This window comes from Pseudomonas sp. Pso3 (assembly GCF_055393275.1).
In genome coordinates this window covers 972,176-992,493 of record NZ_AP043687.1, presented here as the reverse complement: position 1 = coordinate 992,493, position 20,318 = coordinate 972,176, and the positions used below count along the sequence as shown (strand labels likewise).

General features: G+C 64.8%; 13 protein-coding genes and 1 tRNA gene. 5 read left to right on the top strand and 9 right to left on the bottom strand.

Translation table 11 applies throughout. The features are described 5' to 3' along the window. Positions 1-63: 63 nt before the first annotated feature. Genes recD through recC form a run of 3 tightly spaced genes read right to left on the bottom strand, consistent with a single transcriptional unit; the run spans position 64 to position 9,228 of the window. Positions 64-2,145: an exodeoxyribonuclease V subunit alpha gene (gene recD / locus ACZ5R1_RS04635; RefSeq protein WP_288504743.1), complete on the bottom strand. Its 2,082-nt coding sequence runs from the start codon at positions 2,143-2,145 to the stop codon at positions 64-66. Then, a complete protein-coding gene (gene recB / locus ACZ5R1_RS04630; RefSeq protein WP_288504740.1) occupies positions 2,138-5,800 on the bottom strand; it encodes an exodeoxyribonuclease V subunit beta in 3,663 nt (1,220 codons plus the stop codon). Before recB ends, recD begins: the two co-directional genes overlap by 8 nt. Then, entirely contained in the window at positions 5,797-9,228 is a 3,432-nt protein-coding gene (recC, locus tag ACZ5R1_RS04625) for an exodeoxyribonuclease V subunit gamma (protein WP_464712827.1), read from the bottom strand. Before recC ends, recB begins: the two co-directional genes overlap by 4 nt. 181 nt (positions 9,229-9,409) lie before the next feature. Here recC and ACZ5R1_RS04620 point away from each other — a divergent pair, with 181 nt between their 5' ends. Further along, entirely contained in the window at positions 9,410-9,907 is a 498-nt protein-coding gene (locus ACZ5R1_RS04620; RefSeq protein WP_074583948.1) for a hypothetical protein, read from the top strand. 13 nt (positions 9,908-9,920) lie between these two features. On the opposite strand, the gene yacG is transcribed toward ACZ5R1_RS04620, so the two are convergent. From yacG to pilB, 5 genes are all read right to left on the bottom strand, one after another. Beyond that, entirely contained in the window at positions 9,921-10,118 is a 198-nt protein-coding gene (gene yacG, locus ACZ5R1_RS04615; protein ID WP_169854824.1) for a DNA gyrase inhibitor YacG, read from the bottom strand. Beyond that, positions 10,115-10,726, bottom strand: coding sequence for a dephospho-CoA kinase (gene coaE / locus ACZ5R1_RS04610; RefSeq protein WP_288504736.1), 612 nt, complete (start codon positions 10,724-10,726; stop codon positions 10,115-10,117). Before coaE ends, yacG begins: the two co-directional genes overlap by 4 nt. Beyond that, positions 10,723-11,595 (bottom strand): prepilin peptidase, encoded by an 873-nt coding sequence (locus ACZ5R1_RS04605; RefSeq protein ID WP_288504734.1) that lies wholly within the window; start codon positions 11,593-11,595, stop codon positions 10,723-10,725. The genes coaE and ACZ5R1_RS04605 overlap by 4 nt, the downstream gene beginning before the upstream one ends. Beyond that, positions 11,595-12,812: a type II secretion system F family protein gene (locus ACZ5R1_RS04600; protein ID WP_288504732.1), complete on the bottom strand. Its 1,218-nt coding sequence runs from the start codon at positions 12,810-12,812 to the stop codon at positions 11,595-11,597. Before ACZ5R1_RS04600 ends, ACZ5R1_RS04605 begins: the two co-directional genes overlap by 1 nt. A 210-nt stretch (positions 12,813-13,022) precedes the next feature. Continuing rightward, positions 13,023-14,717, bottom strand: coding sequence for a type IV-A pilus assembly ATPase PilB (pilB, locus tag ACZ5R1_RS04595; RefSeq protein WP_288504730.1), 1,695 nt, complete (start codon positions 14,715-14,717; stop codon positions 13,023-13,025). 212 nt (positions 14,718-14,929) lie between these two features. Here pilB and ACZ5R1_RS04590 point away from each other — a divergent pair, with 212 nt between their 5' ends. After that, positions 14,930-15,370 (top strand): pilin, encoded by a 441-nt coding sequence (locus tag ACZ5R1_RS04590; RefSeq protein ID WP_288504729.1) that lies wholly within the window; start codon positions 14,930-14,932, stop codon positions 15,368-15,370. A gap of 257 nt (positions 15,371-15,627) precedes the next feature. Here ACZ5R1_RS04590 and ACZ5R1_RS04585 read toward each other — a convergent pair whose 3' ends face one another. Further along, a complete protein-coding gene (locus ACZ5R1_RS04585) occupies positions 15,628-16,626 on the bottom strand; it encodes an SDR family oxidoreductase (protein WP_288504727.1) in 999 nt (332 codons plus the stop codon). 290 nt (positions 16,627-16,916) lie between these two features. Between ACZ5R1_RS04585 and ACZ5R1_RS04580 the strand changes: the two genes are divergently transcribed. The 3 genes from ACZ5R1_RS04580 (at position 16,917) to cyoB (ending at position 20,314) form a co-directional block, all read left to right on the top strand. Beyond that, positions 16,917-16,992: transfer RNA gene (locus ACZ5R1_RS04580), tRNA-Thr, on the top strand. Between the two features lie 406 nt (positions 16,993-17,398). Continuing rightward, entirely contained in the window at positions 17,399-18,322 is a 924-nt protein-coding gene (cyoA, locus tag ACZ5R1_RS04575) for a ubiquinol oxidase subunit II (RefSeq protein ID WP_007160924.1), read from the top strand. Between the two features lie 3 nt (positions 18,323-18,325). Next, complete coding sequence (gene cyoB / locus ACZ5R1_RS04570) at positions 18,326-20,314, top strand: cytochrome o ubiquinol oxidase subunit I (protein ID WP_007160923.1); 1,989 nt, start codon at positions 18,326-18,328, stop codon at positions 20,312-20,314. Positions 20,315-20,318 lie beyond the last annotated feature (4 nt).

Genomic DNA, 20,318 nt, shown 5'->3' with positions numbered 1-20,318 from the left:
TCGCGGACGGCTCCCCTCACCTTAGGCAGGCGCGAGGGGAGCGTCCAGCGTTTATCTGTACATTTACACAGTGTTTCGCAAATCCAGGTCCAGGCCGCTGACGCGGCGGACCCGACGGGCCACCGCCTCGGCGAAGATGCCGCTCCGGGCCTCGATCAGGGTGAAATCATCGCGCGCCCGGGTGATGCCGGTATAGACCAGCTCCTTGGTCAGCACCGGACTGAGCTGCTCAGGCAGCAGGAGTGCCGTGTGGGCGAATTCCGAGCCCTGGGACTTATGCACGGTCATGGCGAACACCGTCTCCACCGCCGCCAACCGGCTGGGCAGGACGAATCTCAGACCGCCGCTGCCATCGCCGCGGGGAAAGGCGACCCGCAGGACCTTGCGACCCGGCTGGTTGGCATCGGGCAGGCAGAGGGTGATGCCGATGTCGCCGTTCATCAGCCCCAGGCTGTAGTCGTTGCGCGTCACCAGCACCGGACGGCCCTCGTACCAGCCGTGCTCGCCCGCGAGCAGGCCCGCCGCCAGCAGGGCGCTGGCGATGCGCAGGTTGAGGCCTTCCACGCCCCAGGGGCCCTTGCGCACGGCGCAGAGCAGCTGGAAGTCGTCGAAGGCGGCCAATACCTGGCCGGCCCAGAGCGTCCAGGCGGGATCCTCCAGGACGGTATCCAGTTGGGGCCGCGCATCCTGCAGGACCTCGAGATAATGACGATAGCCCCGGGCGCGCCCGCGTCCCTCCAGCACCAGGCGTTCCAGGGCGCGATCCTCCGGCCCCTTGAGCAGCACCCGATGGAGATCGGCATAGCCGCCGTCGACAAGCACCTGCTGAGCACCCTGGCCGTCCTGGGCATTGACCCGGCGGGCCAGCTGGCCGATCCCGCTGCCGGCGCCGAAACGCCGTGAGCGCCTGAGCATCACCACCTGCTGCGCCAGGGCGTCAGCCTGATCGTCGCCGACCGCCAGGGCCGTCTGGGCCAGCGACTGGCCACTCACGGCTTCCAGCCAGGCGCGGGTGGCGGGGCTGTAGCGTCCGGCTTCGGCATCACGGCAGAGATCACCCAGCACCGCGCCCGCCTCCACCGAAGCCAGCTGATCCTTGTCACCCAGCAGCACCAGGCGCGCCCGCGGCGGCAAGGCCGCCAGCAGGCTGGCCATCATTTCCAGGTCGATCATCGAGGCTTCGTCCACCACCAGCACGTCCAGCGGCAGGGGATGCCCGCGGTGATGGCGGAAATGGCGGGTATTGGGCCGACTGCCCAGCAGCCGGTGCACCGTGGTCACCCCGGTGGGGATGTGCCGGCGCAGCTCCTCGTCCACCGGCAGGCGACTGACCTGGCCGCCGATGGATTCGGTGAGGCGCGCGGCCGCCTTGCCGGTCGGTGCGGCCAGGCGGATGCGCAAGGGACGACCGGCCGCCACCGCGGGCGCCTGGAGCAGCGCCAGCAGGCGCACCACGGTGGTGGTCTTGCCGGTACCGGGTCCGCCGGTGACGATGCTGAAGGCACCGCGCACCGCCAGGGCGCAGGCCAGTTTCTGCCAGTCGGGTTCGCCACCCGCGTCGGGGTCCGGCGGAAACAGCCGGTCGAGACGCTCGGCGAGATCCGCCGGCAGCGGCTCGGGGGTGGCCAGGCGCTGGCGCAGGCTGGCCGCCACCGCGCGTTCGTAATTCCAGTAGCGACGCAGGTAGAGGCGCTCGCCACCCAGCACCAGCGGTCGTTCCGGACAGCTGCCGTCGCCATCGACCAGGTCGCTGGCCAGCAGCGCCTGCTGCCAGGCCTCGAGGGTCTGGCCATGCAGCAGTTGCGACGGCAAGAGCGAGGCGCGCGCCTCGTCGCCCTCGGGCGGCAGTGACAGGGCGGCATCGGGATTGCGCAGGGTGGCGGCGAGATCCAGGCAGACATGGCCATGGCCGAGCTGATGGCTGGCCAGGGCCGCGGCCAGCAGCACCGCCGAGTCGCCCTGGGGTTCGAGTTCGCCGAGAAAGCCGGTGAAGGCCCGGTCCACCTGGCGCAACCAGCCGCGCTGCACCCAGAGCTCCAGCAGGCGAAAGAGGTCGTCCCGCTGTTCGAGCGGGGCAAGCGGGCGCTCCTGGGCCAGGGACGCCAGGCGCAGCAGCCGTTCGGTGGCGGGGCTGAAATCAGACATGGGCATTCTCCGCACCGCTGAACAACAGATCCAGGGTCTCGATCAGCGCCTGGGCGGGCCGCTCGACGAAGACGCCGTGGCCGGCCGGATCGCAGCCGCGCAGGAAGAGGTAGACGGCGCCGCCGAAGTGGCGCTCGTAGCTGTAGTCGGGCAGCCGCGCCTTGAGCAGCCGGTGAACGGCCAGGCTGTAGAGCACGTACTGCAGGTCATAGCGCTTGGTCAGGACGGCCTCCTCCATGGCCGCGCGGGTATAGGCGCCGGCTTCGGCGCCCAGCCAGTTGGACTTGTAGTCCACCACGAAATAGCGCCCCTCGTGTTCGAAGACCAGATCGATGAAGCCCTTGAACAGGCCGTTGAGCTGCCCCGGCTCCAGCATCGGCCGCACCTGGCCGCGGTGGGTACCACGACTCACCAGGTCATCCAGCCGCTCCAGATCGACGCCATGGGTGGCGAACCAGAATTCCATCTCCACCTGGTAGCGCGCCAGTTCGCCCAGGCGCTGGCTGCCCCCCGGCAGGGGCAGCGGCAGCGCCAGCAACTGGCGCAGCCAGCCCTGCAGGATGGGAATCCAGTGATTCCAGCCGCGCCGCTGACAACGCCGGGCGATCAGGTCGTCCAGCCGCTCGGGCGCCGCCTGGATGGCGGTGAAGCCTTCCTCGCCGACCCACTCCAGCAGGCTGTGCAGGAAGGTGCCCGGGCCGGGGCCGCGGGGAAAGCGATGCAGGTCTTCACCGGCTGCGGGCTGGCGGGCCTCGTCGGGAGCGAGGCGGTCGTCGTCGAACAGCTTCTGGGCCGCCGGGGTATCCAGGTCCAGCTCCAGATTGAACGGGCCCTCTTCCCGCGCCTCGCCCAGGCGCGTACCGATCCGCAGGGCGCTGTAGGAGGCGATCCACCAGTCCTCGCGGGCCGCCCGACGCGCCGTCAGCGCCTTGAAGGTCACCGGCGCTTCGCGGGCTTCGGGCAGGCGTGCCGGACTGGCTTCGGGGAGCGGCAGGATAAGGGTATCGGGCTGGGCGCCGATCAGGGTGGTCAGGGCAGTGCCCAGGGCCGCCGAACTCGCCAGGGGCTCGCCGCCGGTGGCCAGGTAGCCGAGGGCACTGCGGGCGAAGCCGGATTCCTTGCTGCGCCCGCGCTTGAGATCGGCCACCCCGACCCAGCAGGCATGGCGGGCCCGGGTCAGGGCGACATAGAGCAGGCGCAGGTCTTCGGCCAGGCGCTCGTCGTCGGCGCGGGCCAGTTCCTCGGCGGAGGGCTTGAAGGTGCGGCGCAGCTGGCCCTGATCGTCGTGATAGCGCAGCGGCAGGGTCGTGCCTTCTTCGGCGCGATAGGCGCAGGCGAAGGGTAGGAACACCAGGGGATATTCCAGGCCCTTGGACTTGTGCACCGTCACCACCTTGACCAGCTCGGCGTCGCTTTCCAGGCGCAGGATCTGCTCGTCGGCGGCGCCCTGGGCGGCCAGTTGCTCGGCCAGGTGGCGGATCAGCGCCTGCTCGCCGTCAAGCTCGCCGGCGGCACGCTGCAGCAGTTCGGCGAGGTGCAGCAGATTGGTCAGCACCCGCTCGCCATCGGCGCGGGCCATCAGCCGCTGCGGCAGGCGGAAGTCCTGCAGCAGGCGGCGCAGCATGGGCAGCACGCCCTGGCCGCGCCATAGCTGGCGATAGCCGCGGAATTGCAACACCCGCGCCTCCCAGGCCTGCTCGTCGTGGTTGAGGGCATCCAGTTCGGCCAAGGGCAGGTCGAGGGTCAGGCTGCCCAGGGCCGCACGCAGCCGGCGATCCACATCGGGCTCGGCGCAGGCCTTGAGCCAGTCCAGCAGACAGCGGGCCTCCTGGGCGGTGAACACCGAATCCTTGTCCGACAGATAGACGCTGCGCACCCCGCGCCGCACCAGCGCCTGGCGTACCGCCTGGGCCTCGCTGCCGGCGCGCACCAGGATGGCGATGTCGGCGGGCCGCAGTGGCGTGAACTCGCCGTCTTCGCGCCGAAAGCCGGCCTTGGCCTCGGCGGCCAGGGTCAGCAACCGGACGATCTCACTGGCGGTGCTCTCGGCCAGGGCGGCGCGATAGGCGGTGCCGGCCAGGGGCTCGTCGCCGGCCAGCTGCCAGAAGGTCAGGGCCGCACCCGGCGTGCCGTCGATCTCCAGCGCTTCACGCCGCCCCTGGGCGCGGACCGGCTCGAAGGGCACCGGATTGTCCTCGCCCTGGCGGAAGAGGAAGGCCGCCCGCGGGGCCGTGGCCTCGCCATGGGCGAACACCTGGTTGACCGCCGCGACCATGGCGGCGGTGGAACGGAAGTTGGTGTCCAGCGAGTGCAGGTGGCCGGCATTGGCACGCCGCGCCTGCAGATAGGTATGGATATCGGCGCCACGGAAGGCATAGATGGCCTGCTTGGGATCGCCGATCAGGAACAGCCCGGTGCCCTCCCCCGCGCCATAGACGCTGCTGAAGATGCGGTACTGTACCGGGTCGGTGTCCTGGAATTCGTCGATCAGTGCCACCGGGAATTGCTCGCGGATCAGCGCCGCCAGCCGCGCGCCGGCGCCATCGGCCTGCAGCGCCCGATCCAGACGGGTGAGGATGTCGTCGAACCCCAGCTCGGCGCGGCGCAGCTTCTCGCGCTCGAATTTCTGCTGGACCCAGGCCGCCGCGTGCTCCAGCAGCGGGACCTCCGGGCTGGGCAACTCGGCCAGTTGCCCGGGCAAGCGCGCCATGGCCGCCAGGGCCGGATGATCCGGCGGACTGGCCTTGGTCCAGACCTCGGCGAAGCCCTCCTCGGTCAGCCGGGTAAAGCCGGTGCCGATATCCAGGTCCTCGCTGGCGGGGTTGTCCGCCCAGGCAACCAGCTTGTCGCACCAGGGCCCGAAGAATCGCTTCTGCAACTTGCGACCGTCGACCACCTTGGCGTCGCAGCCGGCCTGGCAGAGGTCGCGCACCTCTTCCGCCCACCGGGCCCAGGGCGCCTTGAGTCGTGCCAACCGCTCGCGACGCTCCGTCAGGGCGGTGGCCAACAAGGCGGCCGGTTCACCCTGGGGCGCGCCCAGGGCCTCGCTCAGCAAGGGTCGCAGGCGCGCGGCCAGGGCGCGGGGCTCGCCCCAGTGCTCAATCACCCAGTCCAGCGCCTCGCCCTCCAGCGGATAGCAAAAGCGTCGCCAGTAGTCGCGCACCACCTGGGCGAGTAATTCGCTCTGGTCCTGCTCCAGGTTCTGCACGAACAGACTGCCGCTGTCGAAGGCGTGCTCGCGCAGCATGCGCTGGCACCAGCTGTGGATGGTGGAGACGGCCGCCTCGTCCATCCACTGGGCGGCGATGTCCAGGCGCCGGGCGCAATCGGCCCAGGCCTCGACCGGAAAGTCCTCGCGCAACTCGGCGAGCAGCGGATCGGGCGCGGCGATCTCGTCGCGAAAGAAGCGCGCCGCCTCGGCCAGGCGATGGCGAATACGATCGCGCAATTCCTGGGTGGCGGCCTCGGTAAAGGTCACCACCAGGATCTGGGGCGGCAGCAGTTCGCGGCCGAAGGCCGTCTCGGGCGTACCGTGGCCCAGCACCAGACGTACATAGAGTGCGGAGATGGTGAAGGTCTTGCCCGTTCCGGCACTGGCCTCGATCAGCTGATTGCCCTGCAACGGAAAGCGCAGGGCGAGCGGACGCTGACTCATGCCTGCCCCTCCCCGCCCACCACCTGCCAGCCGGCGGTGTGCACCGGTGCATAGAGGGTCTGGCACCAGCCGTCGAATTCCTCGTCGGCCAGCAAGGCGGCGAAGTCCGGATACTGCCGACGCAGCGCCGGATGGGTTGCCGCCTCGCCCTGATAGACCTGCTCGGCCGCGGCCAGGGCCTTGTCCGGGTCATTGGCCAGCCAGGCGAAGGCGGTGCGGGGCGCGACGGGAAGCGGCCGCCGCTGCCCCAGGGCCCAGGCGTCCAGTAATTCGTTCAGCTGACGGCGGGCCAGCTCGGCGTCCAGTGGCGCCAGCAACAGGGTCAGATCGGTCGCCACCACCGCGGTGGTCAGCTGCAGCCCGCCGGCCGCGGCGACCAGATGCTGTACCCAGGGGCGCAGCAGCCGGTGCCACTTGCGGGTGCGCGTATTGCCCAGGCCATTGGCCTGGGCGGTCAGGGCCAGCAGGCCCTCGGGACCGCGGCGCAGCCGTTCGAGGTTGGCCACCAGTTGCAGCTCGCGATGTTCGATATCCAGGGTCAGGGCCTCTTCCAGGGGTTCGGGCCAGCGCAGAATCAGGGCCTCGACCTGGGCCACCACGGCGGGCAGCGGCTCGCGCAAGGCCCGCCCGGCCCGCTCGCCAAAACCCGCCAGCGGCAGCCGACCACTGCCGCGCAGGCGCTCCGCGGCGGCCATAAGCGCCTGATCCGCCTCGGCCGGCGCGGCCAAAGCCGCCGCCAGCAGGTCTTCGCCCAACTGGTAGCGGGTCAGGGCGTCCAGGCCGAAAGGCTCTTCGTCTTCCGCCGGCGCATCGGGCGGCGCGAAATGCACCTTGAGGCGATTGGCGAAGAACAGGTCCACCGGTCCGCGCAGAAACCGCGCGAGATCATCGAGGCCCAGGGGTTCTTCGGGCACCAGCGGCGGCAACAACTCATCCTCGTCGCGCGTGGTGCTGTCATGCACGCCCAGCCACTCGGCCGCGAAGCTGAAATAGCCGCGCTCGCCGCGGAAGTAGCGGGCACTGAAGGGTTGCAGGGGATGCTCCTGGGTCAGGGCCGTGAGCAGACGCTCCGGCTCCTCTTCATGGCCGGCCAGCCGCCAACCGGCCTGGAGATGGTCGCGCAACTGGGCGACCAGCACCGACGGCGGGCGCTCGCTGTTGTCGCGGATGCTGCGCCCCACCCAGCTGACATAGAACTGATCGCGCGCCGAGAGCAGCGCTTCCAGCAGCAGATAGCGGTCGTCCTCCCGTCGCGAGCGATCACCGGGACGGTAGTCCTGAGCCATGAGATCGAAATCCAGTGGCGACTGGATGCGCGGATAGGCGCCATCGTGCATACCCAGCAGGCAGACCACCCGGAAGGGAATGGCGCGCATGGGCATCAGGGTGCAGAAATTGACCGCGCCAGCGAGAAAGCGCTGGGCCAGGCCCCCGCTGTCCAGCCCCGCCAGCCAGGCCTCGCGCACCACGGTGAGCGGCAGCTCCTCGTCCAGCGCCACGTCTTCGCACAATTCCAGCCAGCGCTCGCGCAGATTCTCCAGCTGCTCCAGCAGGTATTCGTCGAGCTCGTCCTGAGGGCTGAAGAACAGCGCCAGCAGCGCCTGCAGGCGGGCGCCCCACTCCGCCGGTCGCGCCGGCTGGGCCAGCGCCGCCTGGGCCGCGTCCAGAGCATCGAGCAGGTCCACCAGCGGCCCGACCAGAGCCGCATCCAGGCCGCCCACCTCGTCGAAGGGCTCGATATCGCCCAGGGCCGCGCCGCTGCCGACGGCGTAGCCCAACAGCATGCGCCTCAGGCCGAAGCGCCAGGTGTTCTGCATCAGCCCTTCCGGCAGATCAAGGCGACTGCGCTGCTCGGCATCCAGTCCCCAGCGCACGCCAGCGCCTTCCAGCCAGAGGTGCAGGGTTGGCAGATCGCCCTCGCGCAGGCCGAAGCGGGCGCGCAGCGCCGGCACGTCCAGCAGATCGAGGATCTCGCTCAGGGCGAAGCGGCTGTCGGGCAGCTGCAGCAGGTGCTCCAGGGCGATCAGCAAGGGTTGGAAACCGCGCTGGTGCTGGTCGGCCAGGCTGAAGGGGATGAAGCGCGGATCGCCACGCTCAAGCTGGCCGAATACCGCGCGGATATGCGGCGCATAGGCATCGATGTCCGGCACCATGACGATGACGTCGCGCGGCCGGAGGCTGCTATCGCTGTTGAAGCGCGCCAGCAGCTGGTCGTGAAGAATCTCCACCTCGCGCTGGGGACTGTGGGCCACATGGAAGCGCATGGACCTGTCCCGCGCCGGATCGACCGCCGGCCAGCGCTCGCGGGTCTCGCTCAGCGGACGCAATTCGAGGATGTCGTCCTGCAACTGGCCGAGCAGGTGCTGGAGTTCGGCCTCGGCGAAGAGGTCGATGCGCCCGCCATTGAGGTCCTCGAACAGGCGGCGATAGCCATCGGGTTCGTCGAATTCGTCCAGCAGATGGATGTAGTCGCGGCCCTGCTTGCCCCAGCTCGCTAGCAGCGGCTGGCCGTGCTGGTGCAGCGCCTCGGCATCCAAGGTCTGTGGCATGCCCGGCTTGCGCTGCTGGCGGCGATAGTTCTGCCGCAGCAGATCCTGGTCGGCAACGATGTCGGACCAGTGATGGCGACAGGGATTGTGCACGCAGAGCAGCACCTGGCTGAAGCGCGCCAGCGCGGCCAGGGCTTCGAGGGTCTGCGCCGGAATCGCCGACAAGCCAAAGATCACCACCCGCCGCGGCAGCCCGGCTGGCGGCTCGGTCGCCGCCTGCATGATCTCCAGGAAGCGCCGGTGCACGCCGGCGCGACTGCGGGCCAGACCGCCGTCGCCCACATCGTCCAGCAGCGCCCGCCACAGCTGCGCCTGCCAGCGGCAACTTTCCGGCAAGGGACGCCGGCCGTCGCGCAGGCTGGCCAGCAGATCGCGCCCCGCCGCCCAGTCGTTGAGCCAGTCGGCGCGATAGACCTGGTAGCCGTCATAGAGATCGGCCAGGCGCTCGGCCAGCTGATAGCGCTTGCGCAGATCGCCGTCATCGTCGAGAAAGCGCCGCAGGGCGGCGAAGTCCGGTTGCAGGAGCAGGGTCGGCAGGAGCCGCATCAGGCGCCAGGTCAGGGGCGCGCGGTCCAGCGGCGAGGATGGCGGGACCTGGTCACGCCCCAATACCTGGCGATAGGTCCGCCAGAGGAAGGCCGCCGGCAACTGCACCTCGAGAGCCGCAGCGACCCCGCAGCCACCCTCATCATCACCGCGCGGATCCTCGGCCAGCGCCAGCTTGAGCCACTGGGCGATGCCATTGCTCTGCACCAGCACCTGTTCGTTTTCCAGCGGCGCCAGGGGATACCGCCGCATCCAGCCGACCGCCAGGCCACGCAGCTCCTCGAGCCGATTGCCATGTACCACCATGAATCCGGGAGTGAGCGCCTCGGACATCCTACGCCTCGCTGTTCGCTATCTGCGGCCAGGGTAAGGATCACCCGCGCCAGACACCAGCCCGCAATGTGTTGACCGACGCATGACGCAGTGCACAGCCGCTCCGTCCACCCGCCTATCGCGGGACTCGAGCCGGTAGACTCAGCCGATATCGGCCGCCGGCCTTCGACAGGATGTTTTCATGCGTTTCCTCGTTGCCCTTCCCCTGCTCCTGGGCGCCGCCCTCGCCCATGCCGACAACGGCGAGCCCGTCGACTGCGCCAGCCTGCAGGCTCAGTTGCCCTTGCCCCTGCTCCAGCAGACCTCCGGCCTGCCCCTGGCCTATGCCCGGCAGATCGCCGGCGGCTGCGCCTTCACCGATCGCGACACCGGCCAGCCGGCCAACTACCTGCTTGGGCTGTCGGCGGGCTACGAGAATGGCGGCCGGGCGCTGCCCAAGCTGCGCCGGCAGGTGCAATCGCTCAGCGGGCAACTGGAGTGCAAGGCCATCGATGGGCTGGGCGAAGGCGCCAGTGCCTGCAGCAAGCCGCTGCTGGGCACCCAGGTCTTCTTCATCAAGCGCGACCGCATCCACACGGTGACGGCGTCCAGCCCGCTGGAATACGAGAAACCCGAGCTGGCGACCAAGCTGCGCCAGGCGGCTCAGGCGACCGCCCAGGCCTGGGCACAGCGGCTATAGGGGAAGGCGCGTCCTAGTGGCCGCGCCGATTGAGGTCTTCGGAGTAGAGATCGTCTTCCAGCTCATTGCCGGGGATGGTGTGCTCTTCCGCTGCCCAGGCACCCAGGTCGATCAGTTTGCAACGGTCGGAACAGAAGGGCCGGTTGGCGCTCTTCTCGCTCCATTCCACGGGTGCGCCGCAGGTGGGGCAGTCCACGCTAAGAGTGCTCATGCTTGGCCTCCGTCAAAGGTCAGATAAAAGGAATGCAGGCGCTCCACCTCGGCGTGGAGCGCAGCGAGATCGCCGTCGTTACAGATGACGTCATCCGCCTTGGCCAGCCGCTCGGCGCGCGGCAACTGCGCCGCCAGGATGGCCCGCACCTGGGCTTCGTCCACCCCGTCACGGCGCATGGCCCGTTCGAGCTGCAGCGCTTCCGGCGCGTCTATCACCAGCCCCCGCCGCACCAGCGCCCGCTGCCCGGACTCGAACAGCAGCGGCGACACCAGGATGGCATAGGGCGATTCGGCACCAGCCAGGGCCGCCAGGATTTCCTGGCGAATGAGGGGATGCAGCAGGGCTTCCAGCCAGCGCCGCTCGGCCGGATCGGCAAAGATCGCGGCTCGCAGCGCCGCTCGATCCAGGCTGCCATCCGGGTGCAAGACAGCGGGCGAAAAATGCCCGGCGATCTCGGCCAGCGCCGGTCGTCCCGGCTCCACCACCCAGCGGGCGGCCTGGTCGGCATCGACACAGGTGATGCCCAGTTGGGCAAAATGCTCGGCAGCGGCGCTCTTGCCACTGCCAATGCCCCCGGTCAGGCCGAGGGTCCAGGCAGAAGTCATCGGAATCCGGCGAAGTTCAGGTACAGGCCGGTTATTTGATCACCCCAGAGCAAGGCAATCCACCCCGCCACGGCGAGATAGGGACCGAAGGGCAAGGGCGTGCTGGTTTCCGCCCGCCGCAGCCGCAGAGTGATGACGCCCAGAATGGCGCCTACCAGCGACGACAGCAGGATGGTCAGAGGCAGGATCTGCCAACCACCCCAGGCGCCGAGCAGCGCCAGCAGCTTGAAGTCGCCATAGCCCATGCCTTCCTTGCCGGTCACCAGACGGAACAGCTGGAATACCAGCCACAGACTCAGATACCCCGCCACCGCGCCCCAGACGGCATCACCCAGATTGGTGAACAGGCCGAATTGATTGGCGATCAGCCCCAGCCACAGCAGCGGCAGCACGATCACATCCGGCAACAGTTGGTGATCGGCATCGATCAGACTGGCCGCCAGCAAGCCCCAGGTCAGCAACAGGAAGGCCCCGCCCTGCCAGGTCACGCCCAGATGCCAGATGACCCAGGCCGACAGCAGCCCACAGGCTAGCTCCACCAGCGGATAACGCAGGCTGATAGAGGCCTGACACCCCTTGCAGCGACCGCGCAGGAGCAGATAACTCAGCACCGGCACATTTTCCCAGGGCCGCACGGCGCGCTGGCAGTGGGGGCAGCGGGAAGCAGGCCGCGCCAGGTTGAAGGGGGCGCCTGCCGGCTCGGCCGGCAGCTCCAGTACTTCACGCGCCTCCGCCTGCCAAGCCCGCCTCAGCATCACCGGCAGGCGATAGACCACCACATTGAGAAAGCTGCCCACCAGCAGGCCCAGGACCAGCGCGCACAACACCGCGGCCAGCGGCGCGCCGGCCAAAAACTCCAGCAGCGCCATCAGACCACCGAGCCAAGCTGGAAGATGGGCAGGTACATGGCAATGATCAGACCACCCACCAGAACCCCCAGGACCGCCATGATCATCGGTTCCATCAGAGTGGTAAGGTTGTCGACCATGTTGTCGACCTCGTCTTCATAGAAGGTCGCGACCTTGGACAGCATCTCGTCCAGGGAGCCCGACTCCTCACCGATGGCCGTCATCTGGATGGCCATCGAAGAGAACACCCCGGTGGTACGCATGGAGAAGTTGAGCTGCATACCGGTGGACACATCGCCTTTGATCTTCTCCACGGCGTTGCGGAATACCACGTTGCCGGTCGCGCCGGCCACCGAATCGAGAGCATCCACCAGGGGGACACCCGCCGCGAAGGTGGTGGCCAGAGTTCGGGCATAACGGGCAATGGCCGACTTGTAGAGAATGGAGCCGATCAACGGGATCTTGAGCAATCCCCGGTCGACCGCATCGCGGAATTTTTCCGATTTCTTGTAGAAGTGGCGAAGGACGAAAGCCATCACAAAGAGCCCGCCCAGTACCAGCAACCACCACTCCTGCAAGACCTCGGAAATCGCGATGACCATAAGGGTAAAGGCCGGCAACTGAGCACCGAAGCCCTCGAACACCGATTGGAATTGAGGCACTACTTTGATCAATAGAATGGCCGACACGATCACCGCGACGACGATTACCGCCGCAGGATAGGTCATGGCCTTCTTGATCTTCTTCTTCAACGCCTCGGTCTTTTCCTTGTAGGTGGCTACCCTATCCAGCAAGGTCTCCAAGGCACCCGATTGCTCACCCGCATCCACCAGGTTGCAATAGAGGTCGTCGAAATACTGCGGCTGCTTGCGCAAGGAGTTGGCCAGGCTATTACCCGCGGCAACATCCTGCTTGATGTCGTCGACCATCTTGCGCATGTTGGGATTGTCGAAGCCCTCGCCGATGATGTCGAAGGCCTGCAGCAGGGGCACTCCTGCGCTCATCATGGTCGCCAGCTGTCGGGTGAACAGGGCGATATCCATGGGCTTGATCTTCTTGCCCTTGCCGAACAGCGACACCGACTTCTTGCGCACCCGGGTCGGATTGATCCCCTGCTTGCGCAACTGCGCCTTGATCAGCGCAGGATTCAGTCCCGTCATCTCGCCCTTCACCTTGGTCCCTTTGCGATCGGTCCCTTCCCAAGTGAAGCTGCCCATCTTGATAGCTTTATCGGCCATGGCCTCGACTCGTCAAAGGCTCGGCCCGCGGTGGCGAGCCCGTCAAAAGAATGCTCTGTTCAGAGCTGGTTGCCGCTTTAAAGGCAAGCATCGCGCCAAACATCGACGGCTTTAGCGTTCTGCGGCAATCAAGACGCGTGGACAGCAATCATCCGATGCACCGTTCCAGTCCCCTCTCCCTCCGGGAGAGGGCTAGGGTGAGGGAAGTCGTTAATCCTTAGTGACCCGGTTGATCTCTTCCAGACTGGTAATCCCCTGCATCGCCTTCACCAGCCCCGACCGCCGCAGATCATTGAAGCCCTCTTTGCGCATCCGCGCCGCGATCTCGATGGAGTTGCCCTCCTCCATGATCATCTGTTGCAGCGCCGGGGTGATCTTCACCACCTCGTAGATCCCCACACGCCCGCGATAGCCCGCATTGCAGTCCTCGCAGCCAATAGGCTGATAAAGGGTGAAACTGCCGACTTCTTCCTCGCGAAAGCCTTCGGCCAGCAGCGCCTCACGAGGTACCTCATGGACTCGCTTGCACTTGTTGCACAGCTTGCGCGCCAAGCGCTGAGCGATGATCAGGTTGACCGAGGTTGCGAGGTTAAAGGCAGGCACGCCCATGTTCCGCAGGCGCGTCAGGGTTTCCGCTGCGCTGTTGGTGTGCAGGGTCGACATCACCATGTGACCGGTCTGGGCTGCCTTGATGGCGATCTCCGCCGTTTCCAAGTCCCGGATTTCACCGACCATGATTACGTCGGGATCCTGACGCAGGAAGGCCCGCAGCGCCTGGGAGAAGTCGAGTCCCTGACGCGGATTGACGTTGACCTGGTTGATGCCTTCCAGGTTGATCTCCACCGGATCCTCCGCCGTGGAAATATTGATGTCTTCGGTATTGAGGATATTGAGGCCGGTATAGAGGGATACCGTCTTGCCCGAACCGGTCGGTCCGGTCACCAGGATCATGCCCTGTGGCTGCTTGAGTGCCTGCAGGTAGAGCTCCTTCTGCACATCCTCGTAGCCCAGGGCATCGATCCCCATCTGGGCGCTGGATGAATCCAGAATCCGCATCACGATCTTTTCGCCCCAGAGAGTGGGCAGGGTGTTCACCCGGAAGTCGATGGACTTGGTCTTGGATACCTTGAGCTTGACCCGGCCATCCTGGGGTTTGCGCCGCTCGGAGATATCCATGTTGGACATCACCTTGAGCCGCGCCGAGATCCGCGAGACCAGCTGCACCGGCGGTCGCGCCGCCTCGTGCAGGACGCCATCGGTACGAAAGCGCACCCGGTACATCTTTTCATAGGGCTCGAAGTGCAGATCAGACGAGCCCTTCTTGATGGCATCGAGCAGCATCTTGTTGACGAACTTAACCACGGGCGCATCGTCGGCGTCGGTACCCGCAACGGCTTCCTGAGGCCGTTCGCCACCCTCAGTCTCCAGATCAAGGTCGATATCGCCAAGATCCAGTCCACCCGTACCGCCATCGAGATACCTTTCAATCGCCTGGTGCAGCTTGTCGTCTTCAACCAGCACGACTTCGACCGCCAGCTTGCTGCCAAAGGACACATCATTGATGGCCTGCTGGTTGGTAGGATCGGAAAGAGCGATGAAAAGCTTGTTGCCTCTCTTGCTTAAAGGCAGGAAGTGATGCTGCTGCATCAACTTCTCGTTGACGATGTCCTTGGGCAACTGCTCCTTGTCGATAGCCGCAAGATCGAGAAAGGGCACACCGAACTCCTGAGCCGCCAATTCCGCCAGAGGCCGGCTCTGCACCAGCCGCTGCTGAACGAGATAGGTCACTAGTGGCACCTTGGCCTGCTTCGCCTTGACCACCGCCTGCTGCGCTGCCGCCTCCGCCAGCAGCTGAGCATCCACCAACTGGCGCGCCAGCCCCGACAGCATCACCGTCTCGTTCATCGTCATTCCCACCTTTGGCTACAACAGGCGTTATAGCACCCCCCAGACCGCCCGCAAAATGGCGCCAGACAGCTGACATTTTTTGTCATGACCTGCCCCTTTGTTGACGCCCATCTCGAAGCAAACGTGCCGCAGTCGCCACTTTTCCTTGGCACGGCCTATGCTTAAGCTCTGACAGGCACGTTGGCCTGATCCAACCTCGGAGATTTGGAATGAGAACTCAAAAAGGTTTTACCTTGATCGAACTGATGATTGTAATCGCGATCATCGGTATTCTTGCAGCTGTTGCTCTGCCGGCCTATCAGACATACACAGCGAAGGCTGCGTATACCGAAGTCACCAGTGCAATGATCCCCTATAAAACAGCAGTTGACGAATGCTTCTCAGGCGGCACAGCACTAGTCAATTGCCAACCGGGAACCAATGGCGTTCCTGCTGTACCCGCAGCCTCTACTAGCCGTGCATTTAATAGCTTGGCTTTTGACGCAACCACCACTGCCATTACAGCTACTCCAAACGCTTACAAAAACATTCTGACGACCGACACCTGCACTCTGACCCCTACTGCTGAAGGTACTGCAGGCGCTGCTGACCGCAGACTGATTTGGGCTTACAGTGGCGCTTGCGTAACCAAAGGCTACGTTCGCAACTAACCGTCTTATATAAAAAGGAGCCCATGAAATCATGGCTCCTTTTCTACATTAATGTTAAGTACAAAAACGACACCACTCTAGACAACACCTTTACAATCACCCTCTAGCGCAACGATAGCAGCAACCAAAGCTGCTCACCTATTACTCTCCACCAAACCAAACTCCAGCCCTACAAAAAACTGCAATATATAAACTAGAAAAACCAGCCAATATGAAGAATCCCAGGAGTTTTCCTCGACTTACACCCTTTAAATTCTTCACGGCATCCCCTTCCCCCCAAACGCCCCCACCACTGTCCCCGTACTAAAACTCGCATCCTCCTCCGCAAGCGCCACATAGAGCCCCGCCAACTCCGCTGGCTGTCCTGCCCTTCCTAGCGGGGTGTCCTGCCCAAACTCCTTCATCTGCCCTTCCAATTGCCCGCCAGCCACCTGCAGCGGCGTCCACACCGGACCCGGCGCCACGGCGTTGACGCGAATGCCCTTCTTGGCCAGTTGCTTGGCCATGCCCTTGGTGAGATTAAGAATGGCGGCCTTGGTCGCGGCGTAGTCGATCAGTTCTTCGCCGGGATCGTAGGAATTCACCGAGACGGTATTGATGATGCTGGCGCCCGGCGGCAGGTGTGGGATGGCGGCCTTGCTGAAGCGGAAGACGTGATAGATGTTGGTCTTGAAGGTCCGGTCGAATTGCTCGTCGGTGATCTCGAGGATGTCGGCCTTGCTCTGCTGATAGGCGGCATTGTTCACCAACAGGTCCAGGCCACCGAGTTGCTGGATGGCCTTGTTCACCACCTCTTCGCACGCCTCCTGGGTACGGATGTCGGCCGGCAAGGTGATGGCCTTGCGGCCAGCCTCCTGGATCAGCTTGACCACCTCCTGAGCGTCGGATTCTTCGGAAGGATGGTAGTTGATGGCCACATCAGCCCCTTCCCGGGCAAAGGCGATGGCCACGGCGCGGCCGATACCGCTGTCCCCGCCGGTGATGAGGGCCTTGCGCCCGGCCAGGCGACCCGAGCCGTGATAACTGGTCTCGCCATGGTCAGGACGCGGCTCCATCTTGCTGGTGAGCGCCGGCCATTCCTGGCGCTGCTCCTTGAAAGGCTCGCGCGTGTACTTGGTGCGCGGGTCCTGCAGGGGCTTGGCGGGACGAGTCGCACTGCTGCCTTCCTGGGCGACGGCAGCGCCCGAAGCAGCGGCGGCGAGTCCCACGGCGGAGCCGACGAGCACGTTACGACGGGTGAGGGAGTAATCGGTCATCGAGGCTCTCCGCATGGGCAGCTATCTAGTGGCAGGATCATGGGGTCGAAGCTGCGGCAAGGCTGGATCCGCGAAGGTTTAGGTATGACGACTCCCGTAAAGGTTTCCCGAATGCATGCCGCCCTGACCGCTGACCTTCGCGCGCAACAATCACGTCAGGCCGAGAAGCATTGATGAATCGCGAAATCAGGGGCGGCCAGCAGTGCGACACATCGCCACAGGGCTTGGCACAGGCACGATGACCAGGCTTGCACAGCAGATGAGCGAAGACTTATCATTGAAAGCTTCGTGCCGGTGTAGCTCAGTTGGTAGAGCGGCGCATTCGTAATGCGAAGGTCGTAGGTTCGACTCCTATCTCCGGCACCATCCCTCCGCCTCATCTCTCCTCGCTCTTTTCAAAGCCTTCAAGGCCTTAGCCGCCTTGGATCGCGCCTTTCTGCGCCCCTTTCCGATCTGCGCCTTGCGTGCGAGCCGACCGCAAACGCCGGAGCAAACTGGCGACTCCCTGCCGCCCGGCTACTCTTACCCAGCGCATGACAGTGCCTTACACCGCTTGATTTCGGCTTGCTTGACGGGCGGCAACACCTGAACGGCGGCTGACCAAAGGGTCGAATATCCAGCCCCTCTGTGGCACCATACCGCGCTGCGAAATCCCGCAATTTCTGCAATCCATCAGCCTGCCGCACGGATGCCTGTCCGTTGCGGAGCATGAGGCTGGCGACAGGCACGTTGAGAGAATAACCACGATGAGCCGCTCTACTGAGGTCGTGAGATGAAACTAACGAAGTATCTAAAACCAACCGGTTGGCTTCTGGCCGGTGCCGCCGCGCTGCTGCTCAGCGGGTGCGACGCCGTGCTGCTGGACCCGAAAGGCTCCATCGGCGTGCAAGAACGCAACCTCATCTACACAGCGTTCGGCCTCATGCTGATCGTGGTGATCCCGGTCATCGTGATGACCTTCCTGTTCGCCTGGAAGTACCGCGCTACCAACAAGGAAGCCAAGTACACCCCGAACTGGGCTCACTCCTACAAGATCGAAGCCGTGGTCTGGCTGGTCCCCCTGGCCATCGTGGTGTTCCTGAGCATCCTGAACTGGAAGACTTCCCACGAGCTGGATCCCTTCAAGCCGCTCGATCATTCCGAGCAGCCGCTGGTGATCGAAGCGGTCTCGATGGACTGGAAATGGCTGTTCATCTATCCCGAGCAAGGCATTGCCTCGGTGAACGAGATCGCCATCCCGGTGAATCGTCCGGTGCAGTTCAAGATCACCTCCGAGTCGGTCATGAACACCCTGTCGATCCCGGCCCTGGGCGGCATGATCTATGCCATGTCCGGCATGCAGAGCCAGCTGCACCTGATCGCCGATCATCCCGGCGAATTCGAAGGTCGCTCGGCCAACTACAGCGGCGCCGGCTTCTCCGACATGATCTTTGCCGTGCACGCGGTACCCACCGCCGGTGACTTCGACGCCTGGGTCAACAAGGTCAAGCAGTCGGGTGGCAAGACCCTGGACCAGGCGAGCTACACCGAGCTGGCCAAGCCCAGCGAGAAGCAGCCGGTCGCCTACTACTCGACGGTCGAGCCGGATCTGTTCAGAACGGTCATCAAGAAGTTCATGAAGTCCGACTTCAGCAAGCAGACCGATCACGTGATGGACATGAGCCAGCACGGCGGTCAACACGGTACCGAGGAATAAGTCATGTTCGGTAAATTAACTCTCGCGGATATTCCGTATCACGAGCCGATCATTCTCGTAACGTTCATCGTGGTCGCCCTGGGCGGCCTGGGACTGGTGGGAGCGATCAGCTACTTCGGCAAGTGGGGCTACCTCTGGAAAGAGTGGCTGACCACCGTCGACCACAAGAAGATCGGCGTGATGTACTTCATCGTCGCCCTGATCATGCTGCTCCGTGGCTTCTCCGACGCCATCCTGATGCGTAGCCAGCAGGCCATCGCCTCCGGCGGGGCCGAGGGCTACCTGCCACCCCATCACTACGACCAGATCTTCACCGCCCACGGCGTGATCATGATCTTCTTCGTGGCGATGCCGTTCGTGGCCGGCCTGATGAACGTGGTGACCCCGCTGCAGATCGGTGCCCGCGACGTGGCCTTCCCCTTCCTGAACTCGCTGAGCTTCTGGCTGTTCGTGGCCGGTGCCGTGCTGATCATGATGTCGCTGTTCGTGGGCGAATTCGCCGCGACCGGCTGGGTGGCCTATCCGCCGCTGTCAGGCATCCAGTACAGTCCAGGCGTAGGGATGGACTACTACATCTGGGCCCTTCAGCTCTCCGGTATCGGGACGACCCTGACCGGCGTCAACTTCTTCGTGACCGTGCTGAAGATGCGTACCAAGGGCATGACCCTGATGCGCATGCCGATCTTCACCTGGACCTCCTGGTGTACTGCCATCCTGATCATGGCAGCCTTCCCGATCCTGACCGTGACCCTGGCGCTGCTGACCCTGGACCGTTACCTGGGCTTCCACTTCTTTACCGCGGAAGCCGGCGGCAACCAGATGATGTACACCAACCTGATCTGGGCCTGGGGCCACCCCGAGGTATACATCCTGATCCTGCCGGCCTTCGGCGTGTTCTCGGAAGTGACCTCCACCTTCAGCAAGAAGCGTCTGTTCGGCTACGTCTCGATGGTCTGGGCAACGGTAGCCATTACCGTGCTGTCCTTCATCGTCTGGCTGCACCACTTCTTCACCATGGGCTCGGGCGCTAACGTCAACGCCTTCTTCGGCATCGCGACCATGATCATTGCGATCCCGACAGGGGTGAAGATCTTCACCTGGCTGTTCACCATGTATCAGGGCCGCATCCAGTTCACCTCGCCGATGCTCTGGACCCTGGGCTTCATCGTGACCTTCAGCATCGGCGGCATGACCGGCGTCCTGCTGGCGGTACCGGGTGCCGACTTCGTGCTGCACAACAGCCTGTTCCTGATCGCCCACTTCCACAACGTGATCATCGGCGGCGCCGTGTTCGGCTACTTCGCCGGCATGATCTACTGGTTCCCGAAGGTCTTCGGCTTCAAGCTGAACGAGAAGCTGAACAAGCAGGCCTTCTGGTGCTGGCTGATCGGCTTCTATGTCGCCTTCATGCCGCTGTACATGCTGGGCTTCATGGGCATGACCCGTCGTCTGAACCACTACGACAACCCCGACTGGCATCCCTTCCTGGTGACCGCCGCCATCGGCGCCGGCATCATTGCCCTGGGCATCCTGAGCCAGCTGTGGATGTTCTACGTCAGTATCCGCGACCGTAATCTGCCGGAGAACGTGGACGTGACGGGCGATCCGTGGGATGGCCGTACCCTGGAATGGTCGACCTCTTCGCCGCCGCCCTTCTACAACTTCGCTGAAGTGCCGGAAGTGCACGACATCGACGCCTACTGGGGCATGAAAGAGAAAGGCATCACCGAGAAGAAGGATGCGGACTACAAGCAGATCCACATGCCGCGCAACACTGGCGCCGGTATCGTGATCAGCCTCTTCGCCCTGATCCTTGGCTTCGCCCTGATCTGGCACATCTGGTGGCTGGCCATCGCCAGCTTCGTGGGCTGCATCGTCACTGCGGTTGTCCGCAGCTACGACGACGACGTCGACTATTACGTACCAGCGGAAGAAGTGGCACGCATCGAAACCGCGCGCATTCAGTCCCTGGCGAAATTGAAGCAGGCCTAACCCA

Bases quoted from the DNA above. Each gene is read 5' to 3' on its own strand.
- recB (WP_288504740.1), bottom strand. From the start codon at position 5,800: ATGAGTCAGCGTCCGCTCGCCCTGCGCTTTCCGTTGCAGGGCAATCAG.
- ACZ5R1_RS04585 (WP_288504727.1), bottom strand. From the start codon at position 16,626: ATGACCGATTACTCCCTCACCCGTCGTAACGTGCTCGTCGGCTCCGCC.
- recC (WP_464712827.1), bottom strand. From the start codon at position 9,228: ATGTCCGAGGCGCTCACTCCCGGATTCATGGTGGTACATGGCAATCGG.
- ACZ5R1_RS04620 (WP_074583948.1), top strand. From the start codon at position 9,410: ATGCGTTTCCTCGTTGCCCTTCCCCTGCTCCTGGGCGCCGCCCTCGCC.
- yacG (WP_169854824.1), bottom strand. From the start codon at position 10,118: ATGAGCACTCTTAGCGTGGACTGCCCCACCTGCGGCGCACCCGTGGAA.
- coaE (WP_288504736.1), bottom strand. From the start codon at position 10,726: ATGACTTCTGCCTGGACCCTCGGCCTGACCGGGGGCATTGGCAGTGGC.
- cyoA (WP_007160924.1), top strand. From the start codon at position 17,399: ATGAAACTAACGAAGTATCTAAAACCAACCGGTTGGCTTCTGGCCGGT.
- ACZ5R1_RS04600 (WP_288504732.1), bottom strand. From the start codon at position 12,812: ATGGCCGATAAAGCTATCAAGATGGGCAGCTTCACTTGGGAAGGGACC.
- cyoB (WP_007160923.1), top strand. From the start codon at position 18,326: ATGTTCGGTAAATTAACTCTCGCGGATATTCCGTATCACGAGCCGATC.
- ACZ5R1_RS04605 (WP_288504734.1), bottom strand. From the start codon at position 11,595: ATGGCGCTGCTGGAGTTTTTGGCCGGCGCGCCGCTGGCCGCGGTGTTG.
- recD (WP_288504743.1), bottom strand. From the start codon at position 2,145: ATGTCTGATTTCAGCCCCGCCACCGAACGGCTGCTGCGCCTGGCGTCC.
- pilB (WP_288504730.1), bottom strand. From the start codon at position 14,717: ATGAACGAGACGGTGATGCTGTCGGGGCTGGCGCGCCAGTTGGTGGAT.
- ACZ5R1_RS04590 (WP_288504729.1), top strand. From the start codon at position 14,930: ATGAGAACTCAAAAAGGTTTTACCTTGATCGAACTGATGATTGTAATC.